The sequence below is a fragment of the Trinickia dabaoshanensis genome (assembly GCF_002879885.1).
Classification (GTDB): Bacteria; Pseudomonadota; Gammaproteobacteria; order Burkholderiales; family Burkholderiaceae; genus Trinickia; species Trinickia dabaoshanensis.
In genome coordinates this window covers 184262-207303 of the sequence record NZ_PNYA01000011.1, presented here as the reverse complement: position 1 = coordinate 207303, position 23042 = coordinate 184262, and the positions used below count along the sequence as shown (strand labels likewise).

Annotated in this window: 25 protein-coding genes and 1 rRNA gene; 11 read left to right on the top strand and 15 right to left on the bottom strand. The window is 63.9% G+C overall.

Annotated elements, in window-relative coordinates:
• Both rrf and C0Z18_RS14370 read left to right on the top strand, forming a co-directional pair.
• Positions 1-99 (top strand): 5S ribosomal RNA (gene rrf, locus C0Z18_RS33975); the annotation flags it as partial.
• Positions 100-331: 232 nt separating this feature from the next.
• Positions 332-1444: a PA0069 family radical SAM protein gene (locus C0Z18_RS14370; protein ID WP_102646075.1), complete on the top strand. Its 1113-nt coding sequence runs from the start codon at positions 332-334 to the stop codon at positions 1442-1444.
• A gap of 21 nt (positions 1445-1465) precedes the next feature.
• On the opposite strand, the gene C0Z18_RS14365 is transcribed toward C0Z18_RS14370, so the two are convergent.
• A complete protein-coding gene (locus tag C0Z18_RS14365) occupies positions 1466-1936 on the bottom strand; it encodes an NINE protein (protein WP_102646074.1) in 471 nt (156 codons plus the stop codon).
• A 224-nt stretch (positions 1937-2160) separates the two neighbouring features.
• On the opposite strand from C0Z18_RS14365, the gene rpsP reads away from it, so the two are divergent.
• The 6 genes from rpsP to C0Z18_RS14335 all read left to right on the top strand — a co-directional run bounded on the left by rpsP (position 2161) and on the right by C0Z18_RS14335 (position 6377).
• Entirely contained in the window at positions 2161-2415 is a 255-nt protein-coding gene (gene rpsP / locus C0Z18_RS14360) for a 30S ribosomal protein S16 (RefSeq protein ID WP_010091769.1), read from the top strand.
• A 113-nt stretch (positions 2416-2528) separates the two neighbouring features.
• On the top strand, positions 2529-3218 hold the full coding sequence (gene rimM / locus C0Z18_RS14355) for a ribosome maturation factor RimM (RefSeq protein WP_102646073.1): 690 nt from the start codon (positions 2529-2531) through the stop codon (positions 3216-3218).
• Between the two features lie 2 nt (positions 3219-3220).
• Positions 3221-4012, top strand: a complete 792-nt coding sequence (trmD, locus tag C0Z18_RS14350; protein WP_102646072.1) for a tRNA (guanosine(37)-N1)-methyltransferase TrmD — start codon at positions 3221-3223, stop codon at positions 4010-4012.
• A 144-nt stretch (positions 4013-4156) separates the two neighbouring features.
• Positions 4157-4537 (top strand): 50S ribosomal protein L19, encoded by a 381-nt coding sequence (rplS, locus tag C0Z18_RS14345; protein WP_102646071.1) that lies wholly within the window; start codon positions 4157-4159, stop codon positions 4535-4537.
• 104 nt (positions 4538-4641) lie between these two features.
• A complete protein-coding gene (locus C0Z18_RS14340; RefSeq protein ID WP_102646070.1) occupies positions 4642-5319 on the top strand; it encodes a CoA pyrophosphatase in 678 nt (225 codons plus the stop codon).
• Between the two features lie 119 nt (positions 5320-5438).
• Positions 5439-6377, top strand: a complete 939-nt coding sequence (locus tag C0Z18_RS14335) for a CobD/CbiB family protein (RefSeq protein ID WP_102646069.1) — start codon at positions 5439-5441, stop codon at positions 6375-6377.
• A 26-nt stretch (positions 6378-6403) separates the two neighbouring features.
• Here the strand turns inward: C0Z18_RS14335 and C0Z18_RS14330 are convergent, their stop codons facing one another.
• Genes C0Z18_RS14330 through C0Z18_RS14320 form a run of 3 tightly spaced genes read right to left on the bottom strand, consistent with a single transcriptional unit; the run spans position 6404 to position 8953 of the window.
• Complete coding sequence (locus C0Z18_RS14330; protein ID WP_102646099.1) at positions 6404-6718, bottom strand: putative signal transducing protein; 315 nt, start codon at positions 6716-6718, stop codon at positions 6404-6406.
• Positions 6719-6758: 40 nt separating this feature from the next.
• Positions 6759-7697: a ribosome small subunit-dependent GTPase A gene (gene rsgA, locus C0Z18_RS14325; protein ID WP_102646068.1), complete on the bottom strand. Its 939-nt coding sequence runs from the start codon at positions 7695-7697 to the stop codon at positions 6759-6761.
• Complete coding sequence (locus C0Z18_RS14320; protein WP_102646067.1) at positions 7694-8953, bottom strand: M48 family metallopeptidase; 1260 nt, start codon at positions 8951-8953, stop codon at positions 7694-7696. Before C0Z18_RS14320 ends, rsgA begins: the two co-directional genes overlap by 4 nt.
• 157 nt (positions 8954-9110) lie before the next feature.
• On the opposite strand from C0Z18_RS14320, the gene orn reads away from it, so the two are divergent.
• Positions 9111-9719, top strand: coding sequence for an oligoribonuclease (orn, locus tag C0Z18_RS14315; RefSeq protein ID WP_102646066.1), 609 nt, complete (start codon positions 9111-9113; stop codon positions 9717-9719).
• Positions 9720-9768: 49 nt separating this feature from the next.
• Here orn and mog read toward each other — a convergent pair whose 3' ends face one another.
• Both mog and yjgA read right to left on the bottom strand, forming a co-directional pair.
• A complete protein-coding gene (mog, locus tag C0Z18_RS14310; RefSeq protein WP_102646065.1) occupies positions 9769-10392 on the bottom strand; it encodes a molybdopterin adenylyltransferase in 624 nt (207 codons plus the stop codon).
• Positions 10385-10987 (bottom strand): ribosome biogenesis factor YjgA, encoded by a 603-nt coding sequence (gene yjgA, locus C0Z18_RS14305; protein WP_102646064.1) that lies wholly within the window; start codon positions 10985-10987, stop codon positions 10385-10387. Before yjgA ends, mog begins: the two co-directional genes overlap by 8 nt.
• Before the next feature lie 230 nt (positions 10988-11217).
• Between yjgA and pmbA the strand changes: the two genes are divergently transcribed.
• Entirely contained in the window at positions 11218-12588 is a 1371-nt protein-coding gene (pmbA, locus tag C0Z18_RS14300; protein ID WP_102646098.1) for a metalloprotease PmbA, read from the top strand.
• 30 nt (positions 12589-12618) lie between these two features.
• Here pmbA and C0Z18_RS14295 read toward each other — a convergent pair whose 3' ends face one another.
• The 9 genes from C0Z18_RS14295 to C0Z18_RS14255 form a co-directional block, all read right to left on the bottom strand.
• Entirely contained in the window at positions 12619-13119 is a 501-nt protein-coding gene (locus tag C0Z18_RS14295; RefSeq protein WP_102646063.1) for a dihydrofolate reductase, read from the bottom strand.
• A gap of 77 nt (positions 13120-13196) precedes the next feature.
• Entirely contained in the window at positions 13197-14702 is a 1506-nt protein-coding gene (locus C0Z18_RS14290) for a sigma-54 dependent transcriptional regulator (protein ID WP_408646999.1), read from the bottom strand.
• A 29-nt stretch (positions 14703-14731) separates the two neighbouring features.
• The gene (locus tag C0Z18_RS14285) at positions 14732-16156 is read right to left on the bottom strand and encodes a hypothetical protein (RefSeq protein WP_408646998.1); all 1425 of its coding nucleotides are present in this window, start codon (positions 16154-16156) and stop codon (positions 14732-14734) included.
• Positions 16157-16288: 132 nt separating this feature from the next.
• Positions 16289-17308 carry a peptidase C39 gene (locus C0Z18_RS14280; RefSeq protein WP_102646061.1) on the bottom strand — a complete coding sequence of 340 codons (1020 nt, stop codon included), beginning with the start codon at positions 17306-17308 and terminating at the stop codon, positions 16289-16291.
• 6 nt (positions 17309-17314) lie between these two features.
• Complete coding sequence (locus C0Z18_RS14275; protein ID WP_102646060.1) at positions 17315-18025, bottom strand: C39 family peptidase; 711 nt, start codon at positions 18023-18025, stop codon at positions 17315-17317.
• A 118-nt stretch (positions 18026-18143) separates the two neighbouring features.
• Entirely contained in the window at positions 18144-19556 is a 1413-nt protein-coding gene (locus C0Z18_RS14270; RefSeq protein WP_102646059.1) for a hypothetical protein, read from the bottom strand.
• A gap of 30 nt (positions 19557-19586) precedes the next feature.
• Complete coding sequence (locus tag C0Z18_RS14265) at positions 19587-20213, bottom strand: hypothetical protein (RefSeq protein WP_233217313.1); 627 nt, start codon at positions 20211-20213, stop codon at positions 19587-19589.
• Positions 20210-20725, bottom strand: coding sequence for a hypothetical protein (locus C0Z18_RS14260; RefSeq protein ID WP_233217312.1), 516 nt, complete (start codon positions 20723-20725; stop codon positions 20210-20212). The genes C0Z18_RS14265 and C0Z18_RS14260 overlap by 4 nt, the downstream gene beginning before the upstream one ends.
• Before the next feature lie 34 nt (positions 20726-20759).
• The gene (locus tag C0Z18_RS14255) at positions 20760-21110 is read right to left on the bottom strand and encodes a hypothetical protein (protein WP_146014011.1); all 351 of its coding nucleotides are present in this window, start codon (positions 21108-21110) and stop codon (positions 20760-20762) included.
• A 521-nt stretch (positions 21111-21631) separates the two neighbouring features.
• On the opposite strand from C0Z18_RS14255, the gene C0Z18_RS14250 reads away from it, so the two are divergent.
• On the top strand, positions 21632-23005 hold the full coding sequence (locus C0Z18_RS14250) for a sigma-54 dependent transcriptional regulator (protein ID WP_102646057.1): 1374 nt from the start codon (positions 21632-21634) through the stop codon (positions 23003-23005).
• Positions 23006-23042 lie beyond the last annotated feature (37 nt).

Genomic DNA, 23042 nt, shown 5'->3' with positions numbered 1-23042 from the left:
GAGTTGGTACCACCCCTTCCCATCCCGAACAGGACCGTGAAACGACTCCACGCCGATGATAGTGCGGATTGCCCGTGTGAAAGTAGGTAATCGTCAGGCACCCAATGCTAAGAAACCCCCGAAAGCCTAGCGCTCTCGGGGGTTTTTGCTTTTTCCGCCCGGTGAGCCATTCCTCGCGCCCTTCCGAGCGCGCTTGCCAAACCATCACTCTCGGCAGCATCGTCGATCGGCGTAGCTCGCTTGACTGCTGTATATGCATACAGTAAAAAGGCATATACAGACTCCCGCACTGGAACAGAGGCCACGTGACGCACTTGGCCTGCCATCGACGATGGACGAACCCGACGAATACCCGATCGCTCCGCCCGCACCGCGAAAAGGGCGGGGCGCCGTCACGAATCTGCAAGGACGATACGAGCGCGACGAACGCGCCGTGTTCGATGACGGCTGGTTGCCCGCCGGCGAAGACGACCTACCCCCGTCTTTGAAGACGCACGTCTTCGAGGAGCGGGCCCGCAGCATCTTGACCCACAATGCGTCGCCCGACATCCCCTTCAGCGTTTCGCTCAATCCTTATCGTGGTTGCGAACACGGTTGCATCTACTGCTTTGCTCGCCCAACGCACAGCTATCTCGGGCTATCGCCGGGGCTCGATTTTGAAAGCCGAATCTATGCGAAGGTCAACGCGCCCGAGTTGCTGCGGCGTGAGTTGATGAAAAAGAGCTACGTCCCCGAGCCCATCGCGCTGGGCGTGAATACCGACGCATATCAGCCCGTTGAGCGTGAACTGCGGTTGACCCGAAGAGTCATCGAAATCCTGCGCGAGCATGGGCATCCGTTTGCCGCCATCACCAAGTCGTCGCTGATCGAACGAGATATCGATTTGCTCGCGCCCATGGCCGAGCGCGGGCAGGTGATGGCCGCGGTGACGATCACCACGCTCGATGCTGATATCGCGCGGACATTGGAGCCTCGGGCCGCAACGCCCCTGCGCCGGCTACGCACGATACGCACGCTCGCTCAAGCGGGTATACCGGTGGGTGTCAGCATCGCGCCGGTCATCCCCTTCGTCACCGAGCCGGATCTCGAGCGCGTGCTCGAGGCATGCGCTCAAGCGGGTGCCACGAGCGCCAGCTACATCGTCCTGCGTCTGCCTTGGGAAGTCGCGCCGCTCTTCAAGGACTGGCTGGCCGCTCATTTTCCGCAGCGCGCGGAACGTGTCATGGCCCGAGTGCGCGATATGCGCGGCGGCAAGGACTACGATTCCTCGTTCGCGCAACGAATGAAGGGAGAGGGCGCGTGGGCCGAGCTGCTCAAGCAGCGGTTCGAGAAAGCGGTTAAGCGCCTCGGCCTCAACGCGCGGCGACACGGGATTCTCGACATGTCCGAATTCAAGAGGCCGGCGGCGCCTGTTCCGCCAAACCCTCAATTGGATCTTTTCTGAGGGACGCTTGGCCCGCCCGCGTTAGTCGGATAGCGACGTGCTAATGCCGCCTTGGGATTCGAAGTAGGTCTGGAAGGTGACGGCGAGTCCCGCCATCAGCCCCAGCGCCCCGATAAACAGCGAAAAGATCACGACGAAGACCACGCCCCAGCCGGAGCGGCTACGGCGAGCGAGGCCTGCGTTGAATTGTCCGTCCCACTTTTCGTCGGGGCGCAGCCCGTAGACGATCGCCGCGAGGAACGCGGCCAGGAGGGAGGCCGCGCCGGCGACGGCGAGCACCCAGCCGAGCGCCGACGTCCGATGCGAGGCGATCAGCATCAGTAAGCCAGGGATGCCCAGCGCCGTTCCGATTACGTGAGCCCATCCCCACGCGTCCCGCCGGCCGTAGAGATAAAAGCGATGGGCGCCCACGCTCCCGAGCAAGAAAGCGAGCAGGGCGGTCAGCGTTTTGGAGCGAAAGCGAGCGGCAGCGGAAGGAGCGCGAGTGGACATGACCTTGAAGAGGTAAGGCGGTGGTTCGTCGGGGAAAAAGGGCGCCAGGCGGCCACCCGAGCGCGCATTGTACGTCCCCGATCATCGCGCCGGGACGGCTTTCGGTCGCTCTTCGGTTGCCCATATCTCACGACCGAACGGGTAAGTGTTTGTTATGGTTTCAGTTTCCCGCTATAATCGAGCGTTTCAGTGGTTCCGAACCCCCGGTTTTCAAGGATTACAGTATGGTCATCATCCGCTTGGCACGTGGCGGCTCGAAGAAGCGCCCGTTCTACAACATCGTCGCCACCGATTCGCGCAACCGTCGCGACGGCCGTTTCATCGAGCGCGTCGGTTTCTACAACCCGGTTGCCACGAAGGGCGAATCGCTGCGTATCGCGCAAGATCGTCTGACGTACTGGCAAGGCGTTGGCGCACAATTGTCGCCGACGGTCGAGCGTCTCGTGAAGCAAGCGCAAAAGGCGCAACCGGCTGCTTAATCGCGTTTGCGGCATGGTGAGCCGCTTGTCGCCAGCATGTTCGTGCCAGTCGCGGCGTGCAGGTGCAAGTCGGTCAGCGGCCGCGCGTGGTCGAGCAACTATGAGGTTTATCGATGTCCGTTCGTGATTCGGGCGGCTCGGGCCGAGCGAAAGCGGTTTCCCGGGCGCCTGTGTCGTTTGGCGCGTTCGCGCGCAAGCCGGTCGAGCGCAATGCAGTGCATGCTGCCGCTGGCCCAGCGCCGGGCATCGAGGCAGTCGAGGCGCTGCCCGATGATGCCGTCGAAGTAGGGGCCATCGTCGATGCGTACGGCCTCAAAGGCTGGGTAAAAGTCGCGGCGCATGCCGGCGCGACTCAGGGCGGGGATGCTTTGACGAGCGCCAAATGCTGGTGGCTCGTCAAAGGGCGCGAGATGAAGTCGGCGCCCGTCGTCGCGGCGAAGACGCACAGCGACACCATCGTCGCGCAACTCAGCGGCGCCGGCGATCGCGATCAGGCGCTCGCGCTGCGCGGCTGGCGTGTCTATGTGCGCCGCAGCGATTTTCCCGCGCTGGACGCCGACGAATTCTATTGGGTCGATCTAATCGGCCTCGAGGTCGTGAACGAGGCGGGCGTTGCGCTCGGCTCCGTGGCCGACCTCATCGATAACGGTGCGCATGCGGTACTGCGCGTCGAATACCCGTCGCAAGGAAAGGACGGGCAGTCTGTCACCGGGGAACGGTTGATTCCGTTCGTCGGCGTGTACGTGAAAGCGGTGGATCAGGCGGCGAAGCGCATCGTCGTCGATTGGGAAGCCGATTACTAAGCATGGTCCACATCAGGGAGCGCGCGATGCAGTTCGATGTCGTCACGCTCTTTCCGGAGATGTTCCGCGCGATCACCGAGTGGGGCATCACGAGCCGAGCGGCGAAGCAAGGCCGGTTCGGCTTGAGAACGTGGAATCCGCGCGATTTCACGACGGACAACTACCGTACGGTCGATGACCGGCCTTACGGCGGCGGCCCCGGCATGGTGATGTTGGCCAAACCGCTCGAGGCGGCGATCGGTGCGGCGAAAGCGGCCCAAGAAGCCCTGGGCGTGAGCGGTACGCGCGTCGTCATGATGTCGCCGCAAGGTGCGCCGCTCGATCATGATCGTGTGATGCGCTTCGCAAGCGAGCCTGGGCTCGTGTTGCTGTGCGGCCGCTATGAAGCGATCGATCAGCGTCTCATCGACCGCTGCGTGGACGAAGAAGTCAGCCTTGGCGATTTCGTTCTTTCGGGCGGAGAGTTGCCCGCCATGGCCTTGATGGACGCGGTGGTGAGGCAGTTGCCGGGCGTGCTGGGCGATGCGCAGTCGGCCGTGCAGGACAGTTTCGTGGATGGTCTGCTCGATTGTCCGCATTACACGCGTCCCGAAGAATACGAGGGCGTGCGGGTTCCCGACGTGCTGCTCGGCGGCCACCATGCCGAAATCGAGCAGTGGCGCCGCAGGGAAGCACTGAGAAATACGTTCGCCAAGCGGCCCGATTTGATCGTGCGCGCGAGGCGCAACAAGATGTTGAGTCGTGCCGACGAGGCATGGCTCGCAAGCCTTGCTAAGGCGGCATCGGAGTCCTGACGGGCTTCGGGTCGCGAGCAAGGCGAAGGCGGCGCCGCGAAAGTGGCGTCAAGATGTGAACCCATCCTCTATCGGGGCCGCGCCACAAAGCCTATTGGGCTAACGGCGGGCATAACGCCGACAAGATGGCATTAGGAGTCAGTGATGGATCTGATTGCAAAACTCGAGCAGGAAGAAATCGAGCGCGTGCTCGCCGGCAAGTCGATCCCCGAATTCGCCCCCGGCGATACGGTGATCGTCAACGTGAACGTGGTCGAAGGTAACCGCAAGCGCGTCCAGGCCTACGAAGGCGTGGTCATCGCAAAGCGTAACCGTGGCCTGAACTCGTCGTTCATCGTCCGTAAGATTTCGTCGGGCGAAGGCGTCGAGCGTACGTTCCAAACGTACTCGCCGCTGCTGGCCAGCATCGTCGTGAAGCGTCGCGGCGATGTGCGTCGTGCGAAGCTGTACTACCTGCGCGAGCGTTCGGGCAAGTCGGCACGTATCAAGGAAAAGCTGGTCTTCAAGGACCGCACTGCTTCCTGAGCGTGATAGCTGTAAGAAAAAAGCACCCGCTTCGGGTGCTTTTTTCTTTTTTGTTTGCGGCGTCACAATGACGGTTATCCGTCCATGACTTCACGAGCGCTACGTTGATTCGCCCCGTCTTCGAACCCGAAGTCTTACCGATCGAAACGACCGGCGCCGATCTGCCCGGCGTGGCTGCGTATCGGCTCACGCCGGCGGGCCTGCGTGAGCGCTTCGCCCAACGTCTGGCGTGGGCGCCGGAGCCGTTCGAGCCGCTCGCCGAGCGCGGCGACCCGCGCGCGGCAGCCGTGCTCGTGCCGCTCGTCGTCCGAGAGACGGGACTGTCGGTTTTGCTTACCCAGCGTGCCGATCATCTGAGCGATCATGCCGGCCAAATCAGTTTTCCCGGCGGGCGCCGCGAACCGTTCGATGAAGACGCGACCGCGACGGCGCTCCGGGAGGCGCAAGAAGAGGTGGCATTGTCGCCCGAGCGCGTCGAGGTGCTCGGCGCACTCCCCGATTATCTGACCGGCACGGGTTTTCGCGTCACGCCGGTCGTCGGGCTCGTGCACCCGCCCTTTACGCTAAGCGCCGACACACTCGAAGTCGCCGAAATCTTCGAGGTGCCGCTGCCTTTTCTGATGAACCCCGCCAATCACGAGGTCCGTCTGCTGCGTTGGGAAGGGGGCGAGCGTCGCTTTTTCGCCATGCCTTATCCGCGCCCCCGAACCGGTGGACAATATTTCATCTGGGGCGCAACTGCCGGCATGTTGCGCAATTTCTATCGCTTTTTGGCCGCGTAACCGCACCTCGGCTATGTGGCGCGGCGCTCGGCTGCACGCTGAGCACCTCATTCGGGTGCGGCGTGCTGTGCTATCGTTATGCGACATACGAACAAACTCGAATTGCCACGGCCCCTCGCATGACCTTTTTCTCCGTATTGTTGGCCCTTGTCATCGAACAGCTGCGCGCGCTCTCGCAGAGCAACCCGATCTTCGCGCTGCTGCAGTACCACGCGGAATCGGCCGCGCAGGGTTTCGATGCGGGCAAGAGAAAACACGGCCTGCTCGCATGGCTCGTCGTGGTGCTGCCATGGACGGTAGCCGTCGGCGCGGTCTATTACGTCCTTTATCGAATCAGTTTCGCGCTGGCGTTCCTCTGGAACGTCGTCATCGTGTATTTCACGCTCGGTTTTCGGCAATTTAGTCACTACTTCACCGATATCCATCTCGCGCTCAATAACGACGACGTCCCGCGCGCACGTGAAATCCTGGCCGAGTGGACCGGTATGGAAACGGTCGATATGCCCGTCGGCGAAATCGTGCGCCATACGTTGATTCATGCTGTCGTCGCATCGCATCGGCACGTGTTCGGCGTCTTCTTTTGGTTCCTCGTACCGATCGGGCCCGCGGGTGCCGTGCTCTACCGCATTTCGGAATATCTCGCGCGCAGTTGGAGCGTGGCCGTCGGCGAACGCACGGCCGCTTTTGGCGGCTTCGCACGCAACGCGTTCTTCGTCATCGATTGGCTACCCGCACGCTTGACGGCGCTGGGGTTTGCCATCGTCGGCAATTTCGAGGACGCGATCTACGCTTGGCGCAACCACGCGCGGCAATGGCCGGACGCCAACGATGGCGTCTTGCTTTCGGCAGGTAGCGGGGCGCTGGGGGCGCGGCTGGCCGGCCCGCTGGCCGAGCCTTCCAGTATCGAAACGCTCGGTTCGCCCGACGGCGGTCCGCTGCCCGTCGGCGACGACTGCACGCCACGTACGCTGCAATCGGCGGTAGGCCTGGTCTGGCGTGCCGTCATCTTGTGGATGATCCTGCTGCTGATGCTGACGATCGCGGTTTGGGTCGGCTAAGGGCGCGTCGTTTTTTTACCGGTCACTCAGTCAACTTTGCGCGCTGTACCGCAGCGCCAGCATGCGGTGAATTGAGGCTCCAGCATTTCGCCGCAGGCATGACATCGCCAAGGCGGGGTGCCCGGCGCCGGGCCGCTTTGCGCGGCTGCCAAGATGCGCCGCGCGAGCGTCTCGTCCCGTTCGTCGACGAGCCATAGTTCCGGCGCGCATTGGTCGGCGGGAATTTCTCCGAGCGCGCCGTTCAAATACCGGTTATGCAACTCGCAGCCGATCCCCGCTGCCTCGAGAACGTTCACCCAATGTTGGCCGATGACCGGATTGGGTGCCTGGGTCAGTTTCAGCATAAGCGCGCGCGTCGATCAACTCGTCCGATAAGATCGGCTATCTCACCACCTGACTCGCCTCGTGCACGAGTTGCGCATACAGCCCATGCCGCTCGCGGGCGATCCGCCCTTCCGACAGCGCTTCGAGGATCGCGCAGCCGGGTTCGTGCAGATGATGGCAATTGTAGAAGCGGCAATGCGGGAGTAGCGGGCGGAACTCCGGGAATGCCCGTTCGAGCCGGCCTTCGGTCAAATGGTGCAGGCCGAATTCTTGGAAACCCGGCGAATCGATCAGTGCGCCGCCCTCGGGCAACGGATAGAGCCGCGTGAAGGTGGTCGTGTGGCGGCCGCTGTTCAGCGCTGTCGAGATTTCGCGCGTGGCGACGTCGGCGTCAGGCACGATCAAGTTCACGAGCGTCGATTTGCCCATCCCCGATTGGCCGAGCAGCAGCGTCGCATGGCCATGCAATCGTTCGTGCAAGATCGCCCGCGCTTCGTCGGGGCGCGCCTTGATCGACAGCTCGAGCACGTCGTAGCCGAGCGCGCGATAAGGCGCCAGCCGCTCGCGTGCGGCCGGCAATGCGCCGGTCACATCGGTTTTGTTCAGAACGATCACGGGCGAGAGTTCGTTCGCCTCGGCGGCAACGAGCGCCCGTCCGAGCAGATCTTCACTGAAGTGCGGCTCCGTGGCCAGCACGATCAGCAACTGATCGAGGTTCGCCGCGAACAGCTTCGATTTGTACTGATCCGACCGGTAGAGCAGATTGCGCCGCTCGCCGATTTCGACGATGACCCCTTGGTCCGCCGACGTCGGCTCGTAGACGACGCGATCGCCCACGGCTACTTCGCTTTTCTTGCCGCGCGGGAAGCATTGCAACAGCGCATGCGGCTCGTGCTCGGGCGCCACGAGGTAATGGCGTCCGTGCGCGGCGATGACGAGCCCGTGCGAGCGCGCCGCACCGGCACGCTTGGCGGGTTTAGCGGGACGCGAGCTCATGCGTGGCGCAGCAGCCGTTCGATCCGCTGCGATGCGGGCGGGTGCGAGTAGTAGAAGGCCGTATAGAGGGGATCGGGGGTCAAGGTGGATGCGTTGTCCTCGTAGAGCTTGACGAGCGCGTTCACGAGTTCGTGCGCGTCGGTTTGGCTGGCCGCGAAAGCGTCGGCTTCGAATTCGTGTTTGCGCGAGGTCAAGCTGCCGAGCGGGGTGACGAAGAACATGAACACCGGCAGCGCGAGGAAGAACAGCACCAGGGCGAGCGCGTCGTTGCTGCCCGTCATCGAAGGGCGCACGCCGAGTCCTTCGTAGAACCACGTGCGCCCGCTCAGCCAGCCGAGCAGTGCGAACAGCCCCAAGCTGACCGCGAACGTCACCAACATCAGCTTGGTGACGTGGCGGCGCTTGAAATGGCCGAGTTCGTGCGCGAGCACCGCTTCGATTTCGGCTCCCGTCAACCGCGCGAGCAGCGTATCGAAAAAGACGATGCGCTTGGCGGGTCCGAAGCCGGTGAAATAGGCGTTGCCGTGCGCGGACCGGCGGCTACCGTCCATGACGAACAAGCCCTTGGCCGCGAACCCGCAGCGCTTCATCAGCGCTTGGATGCGATTCACGAGCGCTTCGTCGGTGAGCGGCTCGAATTTATTGAACAGCGGCGCGATCACGGTCGGGAAAAGCACGCGCACGAGCAATTGGAACAGGACGGTCACGGCCCACGCCCACAGCCACCAAAGGCTGCCGGCCCGATCCATGAGCCACAGAATGACGAACAGAAGCGGGAGCCCGAACGCGACGCCGAGCCCCGCGCCGATAGCGAGATCCTTAAAGAAGATCTTGCGCGTCATCCGGTTGAAGCCGAAGCGCTCCTCGACGACGAACTGCCGGTAATAATCGAATGGCAGGTCGATCAAGCTCGTCACGATGACCACCGCGGCTACGAGTGCGATCTGACCCGCATAACCCCCGCCGAGCCATCCGGTGATCGCGCGATCGAGCGCTTGTACGCCGCCGAGCAACGTGAGCGCAATCAATACGGCGGCGCTGAGAATGATTTCGAGCATCGACAAGCGGGTACGAACCACGGTGTAATCGGCCGCGCGCCGATGCGCGTCGATCGGAATCGTATCGGCGAATTGCCTAGGCACCGCATCTCTGCGCGCCGCCACGAAGCGGATTTGCCGCGAGGCGAGCCACAATTTCGTGGCGACCATCGCGACCACCATGACGGCGAATAGAACGGTGAAGTCGAGAGCGGGCATCGGGAAGTCCAAGTTATCTATGCGAGAATTATAGAGTTTCGCGGGGGCCGGCGAGCGTGGCCGATCCCGCGTGAGGCGCGCATTGCGCATTTCGCTGCTTCGCGTCCGCCGTTTATTTCGCTTCGCTTCGTTTAGTACCTATCACCGGATTGCTTTCATGACTGACTTACTGGAACCCGCCGGCGAGCCGACGCTCGCACGCAGCGAGATGAACCTCGTTTGGCTCGATATGGAGATGACGGGGCTCGAGCCCGACACCGATCGCATCATCGAAATCGCGGTGGTCGTGACGAATTCGACGCTCGAGAAGGTGGTCGAGGGTCCGGTGCTCGCGATTCATCAGACCGATGAAACGCTCGACAAAATGGACGAGTGGAATAAGAACACCCACGGCCGGTCGGGTCTGATCGAGCGCGTGCGCGCATCGACGGTCACCGAAGCGGACGCCACCGAACAAATTCGCGCTTTCTTGGGCAATTACGTGCCGCCCGGCAAATCGCCGATGTGCGGCAATTCGATTTGTCAGGACCGCCGCTTCATGGCGCGCTGGATGCCCGAGCTCGAGCGGTTCTTCCATTACCGCAATCTCGACGTCAGCACGCTCAAGGAGCTGTGCCGCCGTTGGCAGCCGGCGATTTACAAAGGTTTCCAAAAGCGGGCGATGCACACGGCGCTGGCCGACATCCACGAATCGATCGACGAGCTGAAGTACTATCGCCAGCATTTCCTCGTTGCGCCGAGCGCGGAAAGCGTCACCGGCAACTGACGACCGGCGGCCCCTTCGGCGCGCCGCCGCGTGCCCGCGCGAGCGCCTTTCACGCGGGCGGCGCGCGCCGGGCGTTCTTTGGGCGAAAAGCCGCCACGACCGCATCGTTCGTGGTGATGTACGGTCCGCCGATCAGGTCGATGCAATACGGCACCGCCGCGAAAATGCCCGGCACTTTCACGGCGCCCGTCGCGTCGCGCAATCCTTCCAACGTTTCCTGAATCGACTTCGGCTGTCCCGGCAGATTGACGATCAACGCCGCGTGGTCGGCGGTTTCCCGGATGACGGCCACCTGGCGCGAAAGAATCGCCGTCGGTACGAAGTTCAGGCTGATCTGGCGCATTTGCTCGCCGAAACCCGGCATCTCCTTCGTCGCGACCGCTTGCGTCGCCTCGGGCGTCACGTCGCGGCGCGCCGGCCCTGTGCCGCCCGTCGTCAAGACCAGATCGCAGCCGTGCGTATCCACGAGTTCGATCAGCGTGGCCGAGATCTGCGCGGGCTCGTCGGCAATGAGCCGCTTTTCCACCCGCCATGGCGAGGCTAGCGCCTGGCCGAGCCATGCCTCGAGCGCGGGCAGTCCCTTGTCTTCGTAGACGCCGCTCGACGCGCGGTCGCTGATCGAAACGAGGCCGATGACGATTTCGTCCGGGTGGCTGCGCGTGGGCTTACTCATCGTCGTCTTCGTCGTCGATCGAATCGTCGGCGTCGTCGGCGCCTTTGCCCGCACCGCTCGCGTTCTTGATCCACTGGAACAGCTCGCGGAAGTAGCGCGGCGGCTTGCCTTGCTGCGCTTCCTTGCGTGCGTTGCGAATCAGCGTGCGGCCTTCCTGGGCGTCGACGTTCGGGTGCTCGCGCAAAAACGCGGTGAACGCGTCGTCGTGGGCGAGCAGTTGTTCGCGCGTGTGCTCGATCCAGTGCAGCCGCGCCGTTTCGGCTTTATTCACGCCGCGATACGTGTCCAGCGCGGTGCGCAGCGCGGCGATTTCGTCTTCCGTCAGCGTGCGCATGACGCGCCCGATGTATTGGATTTGGCGCCGCTTGCCTTCGTGGTCGGTGATGCGGCGGGCCTCGCGCACGGCATCGCCGAGGTTTTCAGGCATCGGCATGCGTTTGAGCGCGTCTTTCGGCAACTCCACGAGGTCGACGCCCAGCACCTGCAGCGCATGCATTTCGCGCTTCAATTGCGATTTACTGGGACGCTCGTCGGCGAAGTCTTGATCGGCCGAATCGTCGTGCTCGATCGGTTGGATACGGGTTTTGCGTGTCATGGGCGATATTGTAGCGTGCGCCGGGCGGTGTCCGGCGCACGCCGCGGGCTGCCGGGCGCCTCGCGCGGGCAGCGCTTTCGCGCCATGTTCGACGCGTGTCCGCGACCATCCGCCCAAGCCTTGCTATGATCGCGGGATGCGAACGATCGGGTATGCCGGCGCGGGGCGGATTTGACGGCGGCGGCCCGAGCGATGCTCAACAGACAGCTTTTCACCGGATGGCACCCACGATGGCAGCGGACACGGAAACCTCACAACGCTTTTTCCCGCACACCCAAGATGAATTGAAGGAGATCGCCTCCGACATCCTCAAACACGCGAAGTCGCTCGGCGCCACCGACGCCGCCACGGAAATCTCCGAAGGCGATGGGCTGTCGGTCTCCGTGCGCCGAGGCGAGGTCGAAACGATCGAACACAATCGCGACAAGATGGTGGGCGTGACCGTGTTCATCGGCGCCAAGCGCGGCAATGCCAGCACGTCGGACTTCTCGAAAGAGGCGCTGCGCGACACCGTTGCCGCCGCCTACAACATTGCTCGGTTCACGGCCGAGGACGATTGCGCAGGCCTTGCGGAAGCCGAACTCTTGGAGACGGCACCGCGCGACCTCGATCTGTATCACCCGTGGCATTTGTCGGCCGACGAAGCCGTCGAAATCGCCCGCCGGGCCGAGGATGCGGCTTTCGCCACCGATCCGCAGATCCGTAATTCGGAAGGCGCCAGCGTATCGGCCCAGCACTCGCAGTTCGTGCTCGCGACGACGCGCGGGTTCTTGTCCGGCTATCCGTACTCGCGCCACTATGTGGCATGCGCGCCGATCGCGGGCAGCGGCCGCCATATGCAGCGCGACGATTGGTATTCGTCCAAGCGCGACGCACAGGCACTCGCGAACCCCGAGGCCATCGGCCGCTACGCCGCCGAGCGCGCGCTCGCGCGGCTCGGTGCGCGCCGGCTCGATACGCGCAAGGTGCCGGTGCTCTTCGAAGCGCCGCTCGCGGCCGGTCTGCTCGGCGCGTTCGTGCAAGCGACGAGCGGCGGCGCGTTGTATCGCAAGACGACGTTCCTCGTCGATTGCCTCGGCAAGAGCGTCTTTGCGCCGCACGTGCAGATCGTCGAAGACCCGCACGTACCGCGCGCAATGGGCAGCGCCCCGTTCGACGAAGAGGGCGTGCGCACGAAGCAGCGTTCGGTCGTGAAGGACGGCGTCGTCGAGGGGTATTTTCTATCGACGTATTCGGCTCGCAAGCTCGGCATGCAAACGACCGGCAACGCGGGCGGCTCGCACAATCTCACGCTCACGAGCAGCCAGACGCGGCCCGAGGACGATTTCAAGGCGATGCTCAAGAAGCTTGGAACGGGGTTGTTGTTGACGGAGCTGATGGGGCAGGGCGTCAACTACGTGACGGGCGATTATTCGCGCGGGGCGTCGGGATTTTGGGTCGAAAACGGCGAGATTCAGTATCCGGTCGAGGAAATCACCGTGGCGGGTACGTTGCAGGAGATGTTCCGCCATATCGTCGCGATCGGCGCCGATTCGCTCGTGAGGGGCACGAAGCAAACCGGCTCGGTGCTCATCGAGCGGATGACGATCGCGGGGCAGTAGCCGCGGCCGCCATCAAGGCGTTCAAACGGGCTAGCGTTGCGCGCGTGCGGTACGGCGATACACCACGCGCGCATAATCGAATGCCTCCGCGCGATGCGCTTCGCGCGACACCGCTTCCCATTGCGCCGGTTCGGGTGCCGGAAAGGTCGCATCGCCTTCGACGTCGGCGTCGATCTCCGTGATGACGAGCTTGTCGGCCAAGCCGATGCCTTCGGCGTAAAGCTGCGTACCGCCGATCAGGAATGCTTCGGGCGCATTGTCTCTAGCCGCCAGGTTGAAGGCGTCTTCGATGCTCGTGGCCGTCTCGCAACCTTCGAACGTCCGCGTCGCATCGCGCGTGACCACGATATTGCGCCGCCCCGGCAGCGGCCGGCCGATCGACTCGTGCGTTTTGCGTCCCATGATGATTGGCGCGCCCATCGTCGTGCGCTTGAAGAAGCCGAGATCCTCGGGCAGATGCCACGGCAGTTGGTTGTTGCGGCCGATCACGCCGTTGCGGGCGCGGGCGACGATGATCGTCAGTGTCGTCATGGCAAGAATGCGGTGAAATGATCCGCCGATTTTACGCGACTACCGCATCTGCGCCGATTGACCGCGGTGCGCGCACTTTAGTCCGCAGCGCTCTTGCCTTCCCCGGACGTAGCCGAGTCGTCCGCTTCGCTGGGTTTTTCCTCCGATGCGGAAGGGTCTCTCAACCCATGGGAGCCCATTAGCCGATAAAGCGTGACGCGAGAGATGCCCAAATCGATCGCCGCTTCGTTGAGACGGTGCCGGTGCCGCAGCAGGGCCGCCTCGATCGCGCGTTTTTCCGCGGCTTCGCGCGCTTGCGCAAGCGTCATCGATTGCTGCTGCGTGAATTGCGCGAGATCGAGATCCTCCGCGCCGATCAGCTTGCCTTCCGCCATGACGATCGCGCGCCGGACGCGGTTGATCAGTTCGCGCACGTTGCCGGGCCAGTTGTATTTGTGCATGGCCTCGATCGCCGACGGGGCGAAGCCGCGGATGCGGCGCGCGCTGTCGGTCTTGAACTTGTGCAGGACATGATGCGCCAAAATCTCGATGTCCTTGCCGCGCGCGCGCAGCGGCGGCTCGTCGATACGCAACACGCACAGGCGATGAAACAGATCCGCCCGGAACCGGCCGTCGCGCATTGCGCCCTCCAGATCGACATGCGTTGCCGAAATCACACGCACGTCCACCGAGATCGATTCGCGTCCGCCGAGCCGCTCTATCTTGCCTTCCTGTAGAAAGCGCAGCAGGCTCGCTTGGCTCTCCAATGGCAAATCGCCGATTTCATCGAGGAACAGCGTGCCGCCGTTGGCGGCTTCGACGCGTCCGATCTTGCGTTGATTGGCGCCCGTGAATGCGCCGCGTTCGTAGCCGAACAACTCCGATTGGAGCAAGTGGTGCGGAATCGCGCCGCAGTTGATCGCAACGAACGGCTCTTTGCGCCGCGGCGAGCGTTCGTGAATCGCGACGGCCGTCAATTCCTTGCCGGTGCCCGATTCGCCGGCGATGAAGACGGCGGCGTCGGTGTTCGCGACTTTGCGGATCGTCCGGAAAAGCTGCTGCATCGATTCGCATGTGCCGACCATTTCGTCGTCGCCCACGCTTGCCGCGCCCGCCACGAGATCGAGATCGCCGAGTGTCACCATGCCGAACGCGTGTCCGAGCAGATAATCGATCGTCGATGCCGTAGCCGGTAGCTTCAGGTAGCCGAAGCAATAGCTTCGGATCAGACGCCGCGCATCGGGTTCGTCCAGCCGGTCCGGGCTCGCGAGCGCAACCCAACCGACGAGCGGCTGGCGCAAGCTGGACTCGAGCGCGGCGAGCTCGCGCGCACTGAAACGCGAGAGATCCACGATGCCCGCGTAAGGAACGTCGAGCCGGATTTGGCGCGCGCAATCGGCCGGGCTGCGCACGATCGTCATGTTCCAGCCGCGCTCTTTGAGTTGATCGACGAGGCTCGAATCCGGCGTACGCGAGAAATAAACGAGCATGCGTTCGTCGAGCTCTCGTTCGCATTCGCCGGCACGCTTGCCGCGTGCGAGCGTCAAAGCCGGTCCGCTGGCGCCGACCGGGCCGACTGATGAGAGATGAGATGTTTCGCGCACGATGCCCCCGTATGGTCAAGCATCAAGAATCAAAAGGTGTACGGGAACCGCACGCCGACGACGAAGTTCGGCGCATCGGGCGTGAGTCCGATCGATACCGATCCGTTGATCGTCAAGTGCTTGTTCACCACATGGTTCAGACCGAAATTCACGGCGGCGGCGACGGTTTCGCTGCCGGGCACCTTTTGCCATCCCTGGCCGGGCGCTTGCGTTTCGCTCTGGGGTTCGATCGCCATCGTGTAAGAGACGCTGGCCGAATCCTTCTCCGAGAACGCGAGCGCAACCCCCGCTCCCCACTGGATCACGTCGCCTAGCTTGACCTTCGCCGGCTGAGATTGGCCTTGGACGGACGAGATGTCCGCGAACGAGCGGGCGAGGTTGTAGGTGTAGGACACACTGCCGAACAGCACGACCGGGTCGTAAGTCTTCAGCACCGATAGCCCTGCCGTCACGTTCCAAAATCCGGTGCCGGTGGGCAGCTTGGTCGGCGCGACGAGGCTCGTGTTGTTCGGATCGACCTGGACGAGCTTGATGCCGAACGGCGAGGTGCCCGTCGGTGCCTTGACCCGCAAGCTGCCGACCACGTCGGGCCAGCTTCCGCTCTCCTTGAGCAACTGGTAGTAGATGCCGAAGTTCACGTCCCCGATGGCGCTCGAGTTGCCCGAGGCGTCCGAGAGCGCGCTCGCCGCGCCGCCCGCGCCACCGACGATGAAATCGCTGTGGCGATAGACATAGGGCACGTCGAGGTCGAAGCTGATGCGATCGGTCAGGCCGTAGCGGGCGTCGAGATCGGCCATCACTTGGTGCGATTTGGTCTCGCCCAAATTGATGTTGCCCAGGAAGATCGCGTCGAGTGCGAGGAAGCCCGATAGCTGCAACTGGCGACGGTCGTAGTAGGTATCGCTGATGCCCCAATCGAGCGTGAGCTTGCGATCGAAAAGCGGCGCGTGCTCGCGTTGCACGACGGCATTTTCGGCTTCCGTGCGCACGGGCTGCGCGGCCTTTTGCGTCGTGCCGATCGCGCTGCCTTGCTCGCCGCCCGCCTGGGCCGGGAGCGCGGGCGCCGTGGGCACGCCCGTGGCGGTTGATGCACCGCTCGTCGGGCCGGCCGAACCCGGGGCCATCTGCGCGAGCGGCGGCAGCGCGACGGGCAGGCCATCGCCGCCCGGCGGCGGCACCACCGGGGCAGCGTCGCCGTCGGCGCCGCCTGCGAGGCCTCGGCCGCGCTCCGACATTTCCAGTTTCGTGACTTGCGCTTCGAGCGATTGGATTTGACGTTGCTGCTCGTCCACCACGCGCATGAGCGTCGTGAGCCGCTGCTCGAGCGATTGCTCGGCGAGCGCTTGGGCCGCGGCGAAGTGCGGCACGCCGAGTGCAAGTATCGCCGCCGGTATCGCCGCGAGTCTCATGCGGCCGCAACGCTGCGCCGCATCCCTCGTTGGTGTTTTCAACATGTTGGTGCCCCCGGTCTTGCTTCGGCGTTGCAGGCGATGGATTGCAGATCGCTTGTCTCGCCGGCTTATATCGATTGACTGTCGCTTGTCTTCCGATCCCTTTGTCAAACGCGTACTGTCTTACTGCTCACTTCAATGCCTGGGCATCGCCGAGTTTCTCAGCGCGTCCAACAGGCCCAACTGCCGTAACAGCGCGCCCGACATCGCCTGCGTCTGGACGCTCAGTTGCAACTGATTCACCACGGCTTGCGCATTGCCCGCCACCTGAACCAATTGAGCGATAGAGCCGCCGCCTTGGATCGGCGCAGGGGCGATCGTTTGCGTCGCAACACCGGCCGGCGTTCGTAACGTGAGCGCCACGCCGCCGCCCGCGAAGCTCACGTCGGCCTTCACTTGGCCCGACGCACTCGTTGCCGATGCACTCGTGCCGTTTCCGCTCGATGTGCCGGTCGCGACGGTCGTGCCTGACGTGCCGGTCGTGCCTGACGTGCCGGTCGTCCCGGCCGTCGATGAACTCGAACCGTTGAAGTCGATGACGGCCGAATTCAGGCTCGCGTTGCCGTTGCCCGCGACTTGCGTCACTTGCGAAACGCCGTTGACCGAAACGTTTTGTCCGCCGGTGGCGCTCGCTTGCGGGTTCGCTCCGGTACCGGTCGTCGCCACCGCGGATGGCGACGATGGCGCGTTCGCGGGGCCGTTGGCATTGCCCGGGCCATTGCCATTTACATTGGCGTTGCTGCTTGCATTGACGCCGGCGTTCGGATTGCCGTTGCCGTAGTGGTTGCCGTGAGAAATGCCGTCGCTTGCCTGCGCGGAACTGGACACTTGCGCCGACAGCGAGTTGTCGGCGTTGGTCGTAATCGTGAGCTTGCCGTGTGCGGTAGCCGACGCGCCGTTCGGCATCTGCCATTGAGACATGAGATCCAATACCAAGCCGGAGACCATTTGTCCGCCCGCGGCCTTGCCGGTTTGATGCGACAGCACGTCGTCGCCGACGGCTTGCCAACGGACGCCGGCCGCCTCGGCGCCGGCCTGCATCGAAAGAAACTCGGGCGGCGCGGCGAGCCGCTCGGCGGCGTGGGTGGCGCTCACGACTCCGCACGCGGCAAGGGCGAGCGCAAGCTTGAGCGGTGAGACCAAGAAGTGCTTCATGGCGAGTCAGAACCAGTCTGCCTTAGACAATCCGTATTCCACGAAGGGCGTCGCGGCCGTGCTCGCGTCGAGCGCTCGCTCGCGCAGCTTCAAAGCCAGCGACACGTTGTCCTGCAACAACTCGGAGTTCTCCTTGAACGGCTTGCCGAGGACCGCGAACACGAGCCCGTTCCAGCTCGCGACGAAATCCTTGTCGAGCACGATGCGATTGCCGAGCGCAGGGTCGGCGATGAATACGCGACCGTTCTCGGCATGCTTGACGATGACGAAGTGCTCGTAGCCGCCGATGTTCATCAGCACGATCACGGGAATTTGCAGGTGATAGAGCGCGTCGAGATTCACGCGAAAGCCGCGGCCGCGCAGGCCGATCGTTTCGACGAAGTGCTTCATGTCGAGCATCGAAAAGCCGTTCTTGACGACGACCTCCGGTGTCGAGAACGCCATCATGCGGCGAATCAACTCGGGCTCGGGAATATCGATGCCGTAGCCATACTTGAGCAGCGTGGCGAGCGCGGCCGAGCCGCAGCTATAGTCGTAACGCTGGCTGACGATGTGGCCGTATCGAATATCGCGCATGGAGCGAACCGTCTTAACGATGGGTACGCCGGCAAGGTTAGACGTATCGATGGTCGACTGAGCGTTGCTTGGCGCACATATCGCGGCGCTCGCGAGCGCGGCGAAAGTGCGCAATGCCGCGTATCGGGCACGGGCTTGCATGCTGCTTCCCCTCGTAAAGGCGCATACCGACCGCCGGTTGGCGGCCGGTATGCGCGAGCGCTTCCTACCGTCGACACACCAGCGGTGCGCGTCGCCGCCGGTGCGTCGATGGGGGCGCTCAATGGCCGGTGATGTTCGTCGCCGCGATCGCGAGACCGTTGTGTTGCAGGTTCCCTGCGCCGCCGGCGATATTCACGCCGATGTTGCCGGTGGCGTTTTGCAACGCGTTCGAGCCGATCATCGCGGTGCCGCTGATCGAGCCTTGGAACCCGAGGTTCGCGGATTGGCTGTTGTCGTCGGTGGCGACCATCGCGACGGCGAGCGGGATTGCGCCGTCCTTCAGGTTCGTCGTCGATGCGGCCAGGCTGTTGTTCTGCACGTTGGCGACGCCGGCGGCGATGTTCACGCCCACGTTGCCCGAGACGCCGCTGAGGGAGCCGTCGCCGAGGGAAGCGTTGAGCATGAAGTTGTTGATCGTCGCTTGTCCGGCGGACGATTGCGTGCTGAAGATCTGTGCGTTGCCGAACACATTGCCTTGATCGACGGAGGCGAGCGACGCATCGTTGCTTTGTGCGTTGTCCACGCCCTCGGCGACGTTCATGCCGATGTTGCCCGAGGCGCCGCTACCCGCACCCGTGCCCGTCGTCGCCGTGAGGTCGCCCGGTTTTTGCGTGTCGATGTAGTTCGTCACCGAGCCCGTGACCGTCACGTCCGTCGTGTCTTTCGAGTTGGCATAGGCCCATGCGGCCGAGTGGCTCTTGCTGTTCGTCTCGCTCCACGCGGCGCCGCCCGACGATTGTTCGGCGAACGCTTGGCCGCCCGAGCCCTGATCGGCATGGTATTTCCACGCCGCGCCCTGGCCCGAGCCGCTGTTGGCGCTCTTGCTGTTCGACGAGGCGTAGTTGTCGCTCGCGCTGCTTTCGAAGCCGTTCAGGTTGAGATTGCCGTTCGCGCTGACGCTGCCGTGGCCGTGACGATCGTCGCCGTGATGGTCGTTATCGAAGCTGTACTTGTAGTTCAGGCTAGCCGAGCCGCTGGCCGTCAGCGTGGCGCTGGCGTCTTGCGACTGATGCGACTCGCTGCTCGAGCTGCTCGACTTTTGGTTGCTGTACGCGTAGCCGCCGCCCGAGATCGAGCTGCTTTGGTTCTTGTACGCATAGGCCGACGATTCTTGGAAGGCCTGCGCGAACGACTTCGAGCCCGATTCGCTGCTCGAGCTGACGCCGACGGAGTAGCCGCTGCCCTTCACCGAAGTGGAGCGATTGTCGAACGTCGTCGTGATCGCGCCCATCGTGTAGCTTTGCGCGGTCGGGTCGAGCGTGACGTTCGCCACGACGCCCTGATTGTTGTTGACGACGGCCCCGACGGTGCTCGAGACCGTGACGCAGCCGAACAGCCGCACGAAGCCTTCGATACCGACGTTTTCGCTCACGCTCGTGGCGTTGAAGATGTACGGGTCTTTGACGTGATGGGCGAACGCGGTGCCCGACGCTGCTGCCAGCACTGCCGCTGCGATAAGTGTGCGCTTCATGATGAGGCTCCGATACGAAGAGGTGCTGCGTTAGAAAAAAGTGCCCGCCGGGGGACGGAGCACAAAACTGTTCGCCGTGGTATTACCGGCGCCGGCCGTCTGGTTGATTTGCGCGATGCCGCTCGCGTTCTTGAGCACATCGTTGCCGATGTGCACCGCGCGCTCGCCTTGAGCCATCGCCGTTGCATCCACACGTCCCTGCTTGGGAGAGGCCGCGGACAGTACGCTGTCCGAAACGCTCTCCACTCCTGTCGCGCCAGCGCCGATCACGACGCTGTTGCGTTGGAGATTGGCCGCGCCCGCCGTCTGGTTCACCATCACCACGCCGGACACGTTGGAAAATGCGCCGGCTTCGATGCCGGCGTTCGCGCTAGGCACGCGAGCATTGGCCGCCGTGCTCTGGGCAACACCGATATCGGCCGCGCCGACCGGTGCCGCGACGATCGCGGCTTGGTTGCTTTGCGCGTTGTTCAGCCCGGCGGCTTCGTTGACGCTCATGACGCCGGCCGAACCGGTGAACGCGCCGCTCGAAATCGTCGCGTTGCCGCTCACGGTGCTCGCCTGCTGTGCCCAGGCGGCCGCCGGTGCGACGAGCGTTGCCAAGCACGCGGCGCAGGCGGCGGCTGCCGCGCGGCGGGAAGAGAAGGACGCGTTCATTTCATTCCCCCCACTCCGGTCAGCGCCGACGTCAACGGGGCAAGCGCGCCCGTGACCGACATCGAGATCGTCCCGCCCACGCCGGTCGTCGTCGGCGCAAGGCCACCGGGGCCCATCGCCACGTTGCTGCCGGTGGCCGATCCGCCCAGCAGCTTCGTCAACGTTTGCAGGCTCGCCGCGGCCCCACCCGTTGCCGTGCCCGCGATGCCTTGCGAACCATGGGCGCCCGTCAATTCCGCATCCGAGACGAGCGCGGCGACCGTCGAATCGAACGCCGGTGCCGGAAACGTGGTGGCGCGCACGGCGACGGGGTTTTCGTCGTGAGGGAGCGCTCTGAATGCATCGCGCGGCATGACCTGGCGTTCGACGATGATGTCGCCGGCGTTACCGCTCGCTTGCGCATGCGCCGGCGTTGTCGCGGCCGCTAGTGCGAAGGCGAGGGCGCAGGCGCCGCGTGGCAGCAGCGCCGCTCGCGCGAGGCATCGGTTCGAAGCGAGGCGGATGAGCGTCATGTCGGTTCTCCGGCGAAGGCCATGAGAGGTTGGGCTACTGGCGGAAATAACTGACGGTGTTGCTTTGCGCGACGTGGGCGGAATCGGCCGGTACGGGCACAGGGGCCGGCGGCGCGATTTCGTCCCAGAGCGTGACCGACGGCGCGCCGTGCAACGCGAGCATCGGCGCACCCACGGCCATCAGGCCGGGGCCGGTGCCGCGCGCAAGCGCAAGCGCGCCGTCGTCGATGGCCGCGGCTCCCGCCACGAGCAGCTCATCTCCGGCGCGAACGTCGCCGAGCGTGTCGGCTTGTGCGCGAGCCGGCGCCGCAAGCGATGCGAGCGCGATGCCGAGCGCTGCGATCAAGGCGCGGGAACGAGGCGAAAGGGGCTGTGTGAGTGGCATGGTGGCGTCTCTCCGTGGTGCGCTCCATTACGCGAGAGCTGTGCCATCGGCGGGAAACCATTGCGGCAATTGGCTTGTGTATCGATTGCCTACTAAACGGCGAAGGGAAACGCGGAAATCCGTTTCAGCGCTGAAACGGGGCAGCGGAAAATGGGTTCGAAGCCGGTTCGTCGATCGCGTTTCGATGTCGTAAAACCGCCACGAATCCCTGCTTAAGATAGTGAGGTGAAATCGATGAAAAGCCGCTAGGGGCGTACGCCGCCGCCCGTTGTTTCAATTCTTACGGCGCGCGCGGGTCCCTCCGGGGCGGGGCGTATAGTAAGCTGTTGGAACGGTTTCACGTTGATAAAAGCGCCGATCTAGCAGCAATTGCTATTAATAATTCCATTGCGGGCGCGGTCGTTGGGCCAAAGAACTGAGAGCGGGGCTTTTGCATCGTTGGGGAGCCACGGTAAGCATTCGCCGGCGCATTGCCCGGACGAGGTGTCTTGCTTCGCGTTCACCAACAAGAGGTCTGAACAATGGAACCCGCAAATCGGCACTTGGTGTATGTCACTCGCGAGGCCAACCCGCAATTGAGCGCCCAATTCAATGCGCGCGGCTGGCAGGTCGAAGTCGCGGCGAGCGCGCGCGATGCGCGCCGGGCATTGCGCGGCGACGCGGCGGCCGGCGGGTTGCTCGATTTGTCGAGCCGCTTCGACTCGCAGGAAATCGTCGCGCTCGAACCTTTTTTGACGATGCCCAACGTCGCCTGGGTCGCGGCCGCGGCACCGGGCCAGATGCAAGAAAGCGCGCTGCGCCGGCTCGTGCGCGATTACTGCTATGACTACGTCACGATGCCTTACGAGGCGCCGCGTATCGTCGATTCGGTCGGGCATGCCTATGGCATGGTCGTGCTCGGCGCCCCCGGTGAGGATGCGGCGTCCACGAGTACCGGGGAAGGCGAAATGGTCGGCGCGTGCGACGCGATGCGGACGCTGTTTCGCGCGATCCGCAAAGTCGCGATGACCGACGCGCCCGTGTTCGTGTCGGGCGAATCGGGCACCGGCAAGGAATTGACGGCCGTCGCTATCCACGAGCGTTCGCTGCGTCGCGCGGCTCCGTTCGTCGCGATCAACTGCGGCGCGATTCCCCCGCATTTGCTGCAATCGGAGTTGTTCGGCTATGAGCGCGGCGCGTTCACGGGGGCGAACCAGCGCAAGATCGGCCGCATCGAGGCGGCGCATGGCGGCACCTTGTTTCTCGATGAGATCGGCGACTTGCCGCTCGAGAGCCAGGCCAGCTTGCTGCGCTTTTTGCAAGAGGGGCGCATCGAAAGACTGGGCGGACAGGAGTCGATCGACGTGGATGTGCGCGTGATTTCCGCCACGCACATCGATATGCATCGTGCGATGGACGCGGGCCGTTTTCGCGCCGATCTGTATCACCGGCTTTGCGTGCTGCAGATCGAGGAGCCACCGTTGCGCGCGCGCGGCAAAGACATCGAGTTGCTCGCGCATCACATGCTCGAACGATTCCGCAAGGACGGTACGCGCCGGCTTCGCGGCTTCTCGGCCGATGCGATCGCCGCGCTTCATAACTACGCTTGGCCGGGCAACGTGCGCGAATTGATCAATCGCGTGCGCCGGGCGATCGTCATGTCGGAAGGGCGCTTGATCTGCGCGCACGATCTCGAGTTGGCCGAGTACGTCGACGTCGCGCCCGTCTCGCTCGCGCAGGCGCGCGAAGCCGCCGAGCGGCAGGCGATCGAATTGGCGCTGCTGCGCCATCGAGGTCGACTCGGCGATGCGGCGCAAGAGCTCGGCATTTCACGCGTCACGCTTTATCGGCTGCTCAGCGCGCATGGCATGCGCGACGTCCACATCGAGCCGGGCGATCATCGCATGTCGAGCTAGCGAGCCCGGGCAAGCGCATGCGGCGGGCCGGGCTCCG

What these genes read in the sequence shown, in the direction of transcription:
- rimM (WP_102646073.1), top strand. Translation starts at nt 2,529, where the DNA reads ATGTCCGTTCGTGATTCGGGCGGCTCGGGCCGAGCGAAAGCGGTTTCC.
- yjgA (WP_102646064.1), bottom strand. Translation starts at nt 10,987, where the DNA reads ATGACACGCAAAACCCGTATCCAACCGATCGAGCACGACGATTCGGCC.
- C0Z18_RS14260 (WP_233217312.1), bottom strand. Translation starts at nt 20,725, where the DNA reads ATGACGCTCATCCGCCTCGCTTCGAACCGATGCCTCGCGCGAGCGGCG.
- orn (WP_102646066.1), top strand. Translation starts at nt 9,111, where the DNA reads ATGACTGACTTACTGGAACCCGCCGGCGAGCCGACGCTCGCACGCAGC.
- C0Z18_RS14270 (WP_102646059.1), bottom strand. Translation starts at nt 19,556, where the DNA reads ATGAAGCGCACACTTATCGCAGCGGCAGTGCTGGCAGCAGCGTCGGGC.
- C0Z18_RS14295 (WP_102646063.1), bottom strand. Translation starts at nt 13,119, where the DNA reads ATGACGACACTGACGATCATCGTCGCCCGCGCCCGCAACGGCGTGATC.
- C0Z18_RS14335 (WP_102646069.1), top strand. Translation starts at nt 5,439, where the DNA reads ATGACCTTTTTCTCCGTATTGTTGGCCCTTGTCATCGAACAGCTGCGC.
- C0Z18_RS14320 (WP_102646067.1), bottom strand. Translation starts at nt 8,953, where the DNA reads ATGCCCGCTCTCGACTTCACCGTTCTATTCGCCGTCATGGTGGTCGCG.
- C0Z18_RS14250 (WP_102646057.1), top strand. Translation starts at nt 21,632, where the DNA reads ATGGAACCCGCAAATCGGCACTTGGTGTATGTCACTCGCGAGGCCAAC.
- C0Z18_RS14275 (WP_102646060.1), bottom strand. Translation starts at nt 18,025, where the DNA reads ATGCAAGCCCGTGCCCGATACGCGGCATTGCGCACTTTCGCCGCGCTC.
- C0Z18_RS14365 (WP_102646074.1), bottom strand. Translation starts at nt 1,936, where the DNA reads ATGTCCACTCGCGCTCCTTCCGCTGCCGCTCGCTTTCGCTCCAAAACG.
- rplS (WP_102646071.1), top strand. Translation starts at nt 4,157, where the DNA reads ATGGATCTGATTGCAAAACTCGAGCAGGAAGAAATCGAGCGCGTGCTC.
- trmD (WP_102646072.1), top strand. Translation starts at nt 3,221, where the DNA reads ATGGTCCACATCAGGGAGCGCGCGATGCAGTTCGATGTCGTCACGCTC.
- rpsP (WP_010091769.1), top strand. Translation starts at nt 2,161, where the DNA reads ATGGTCATCATCCGCTTGGCACGTGGCGGCTCGAAGAAGCGCCCGTTC.
- C0Z18_RS14265 (WP_233217313.1), bottom strand. Translation starts at nt 20,213, where the DNA reads ATGAACGCGTCCTTCTCTTCCCGCCGCGCGGCAGCCGCCGCCTGCGCC.
- C0Z18_RS14280 (WP_102646061.1), bottom strand. Translation starts at nt 17,308, where the DNA reads ATGAAGCACTTCTTGGTCTCACCGCTCAAGCTTGCGCTCGCCCTTGCC.
- pmbA (WP_102646098.1), top strand. Translation starts at nt 11,218, where the DNA reads ATGGCAGCGGACACGGAAACCTCACAACGCTTTTTCCCGCACACCCAA.
- rsgA (WP_102646068.1), bottom strand. Translation starts at nt 7,697, where the DNA reads ATGAGCTCGCGTCCCGCTAAACCCGCCAAGCGTGCCGGTGCGGCGCGC.
- mog (WP_102646065.1), bottom strand. Translation starts at nt 10,392, where the DNA reads ATGAGTAAGCCCACGCGCAGCCACCCGGACGAAATCGTCATCGGCCTC.
- C0Z18_RS14285 (WP_408646998.1), bottom strand. Translation starts at nt 16,156, where the DNA reads ATGTTGAAAACACCAACGAGGGATGCGGCGCAGCGTTGCGGCCGCATG.
- C0Z18_RS14370 (WP_102646075.1), top strand. Translation starts at nt 332, where the DNA reads ATGGACGAACCCGACGAATACCCGATCGCTCCGCCCGCACCGCGAAAA.
- C0Z18_RS14255 (WP_146014011.1), bottom strand. Translation starts at nt 21,110, where the DNA reads ATGCCACTCACACAGCCCCTTTCGCCTCGTTCCCGCGCCTTGATCGCA.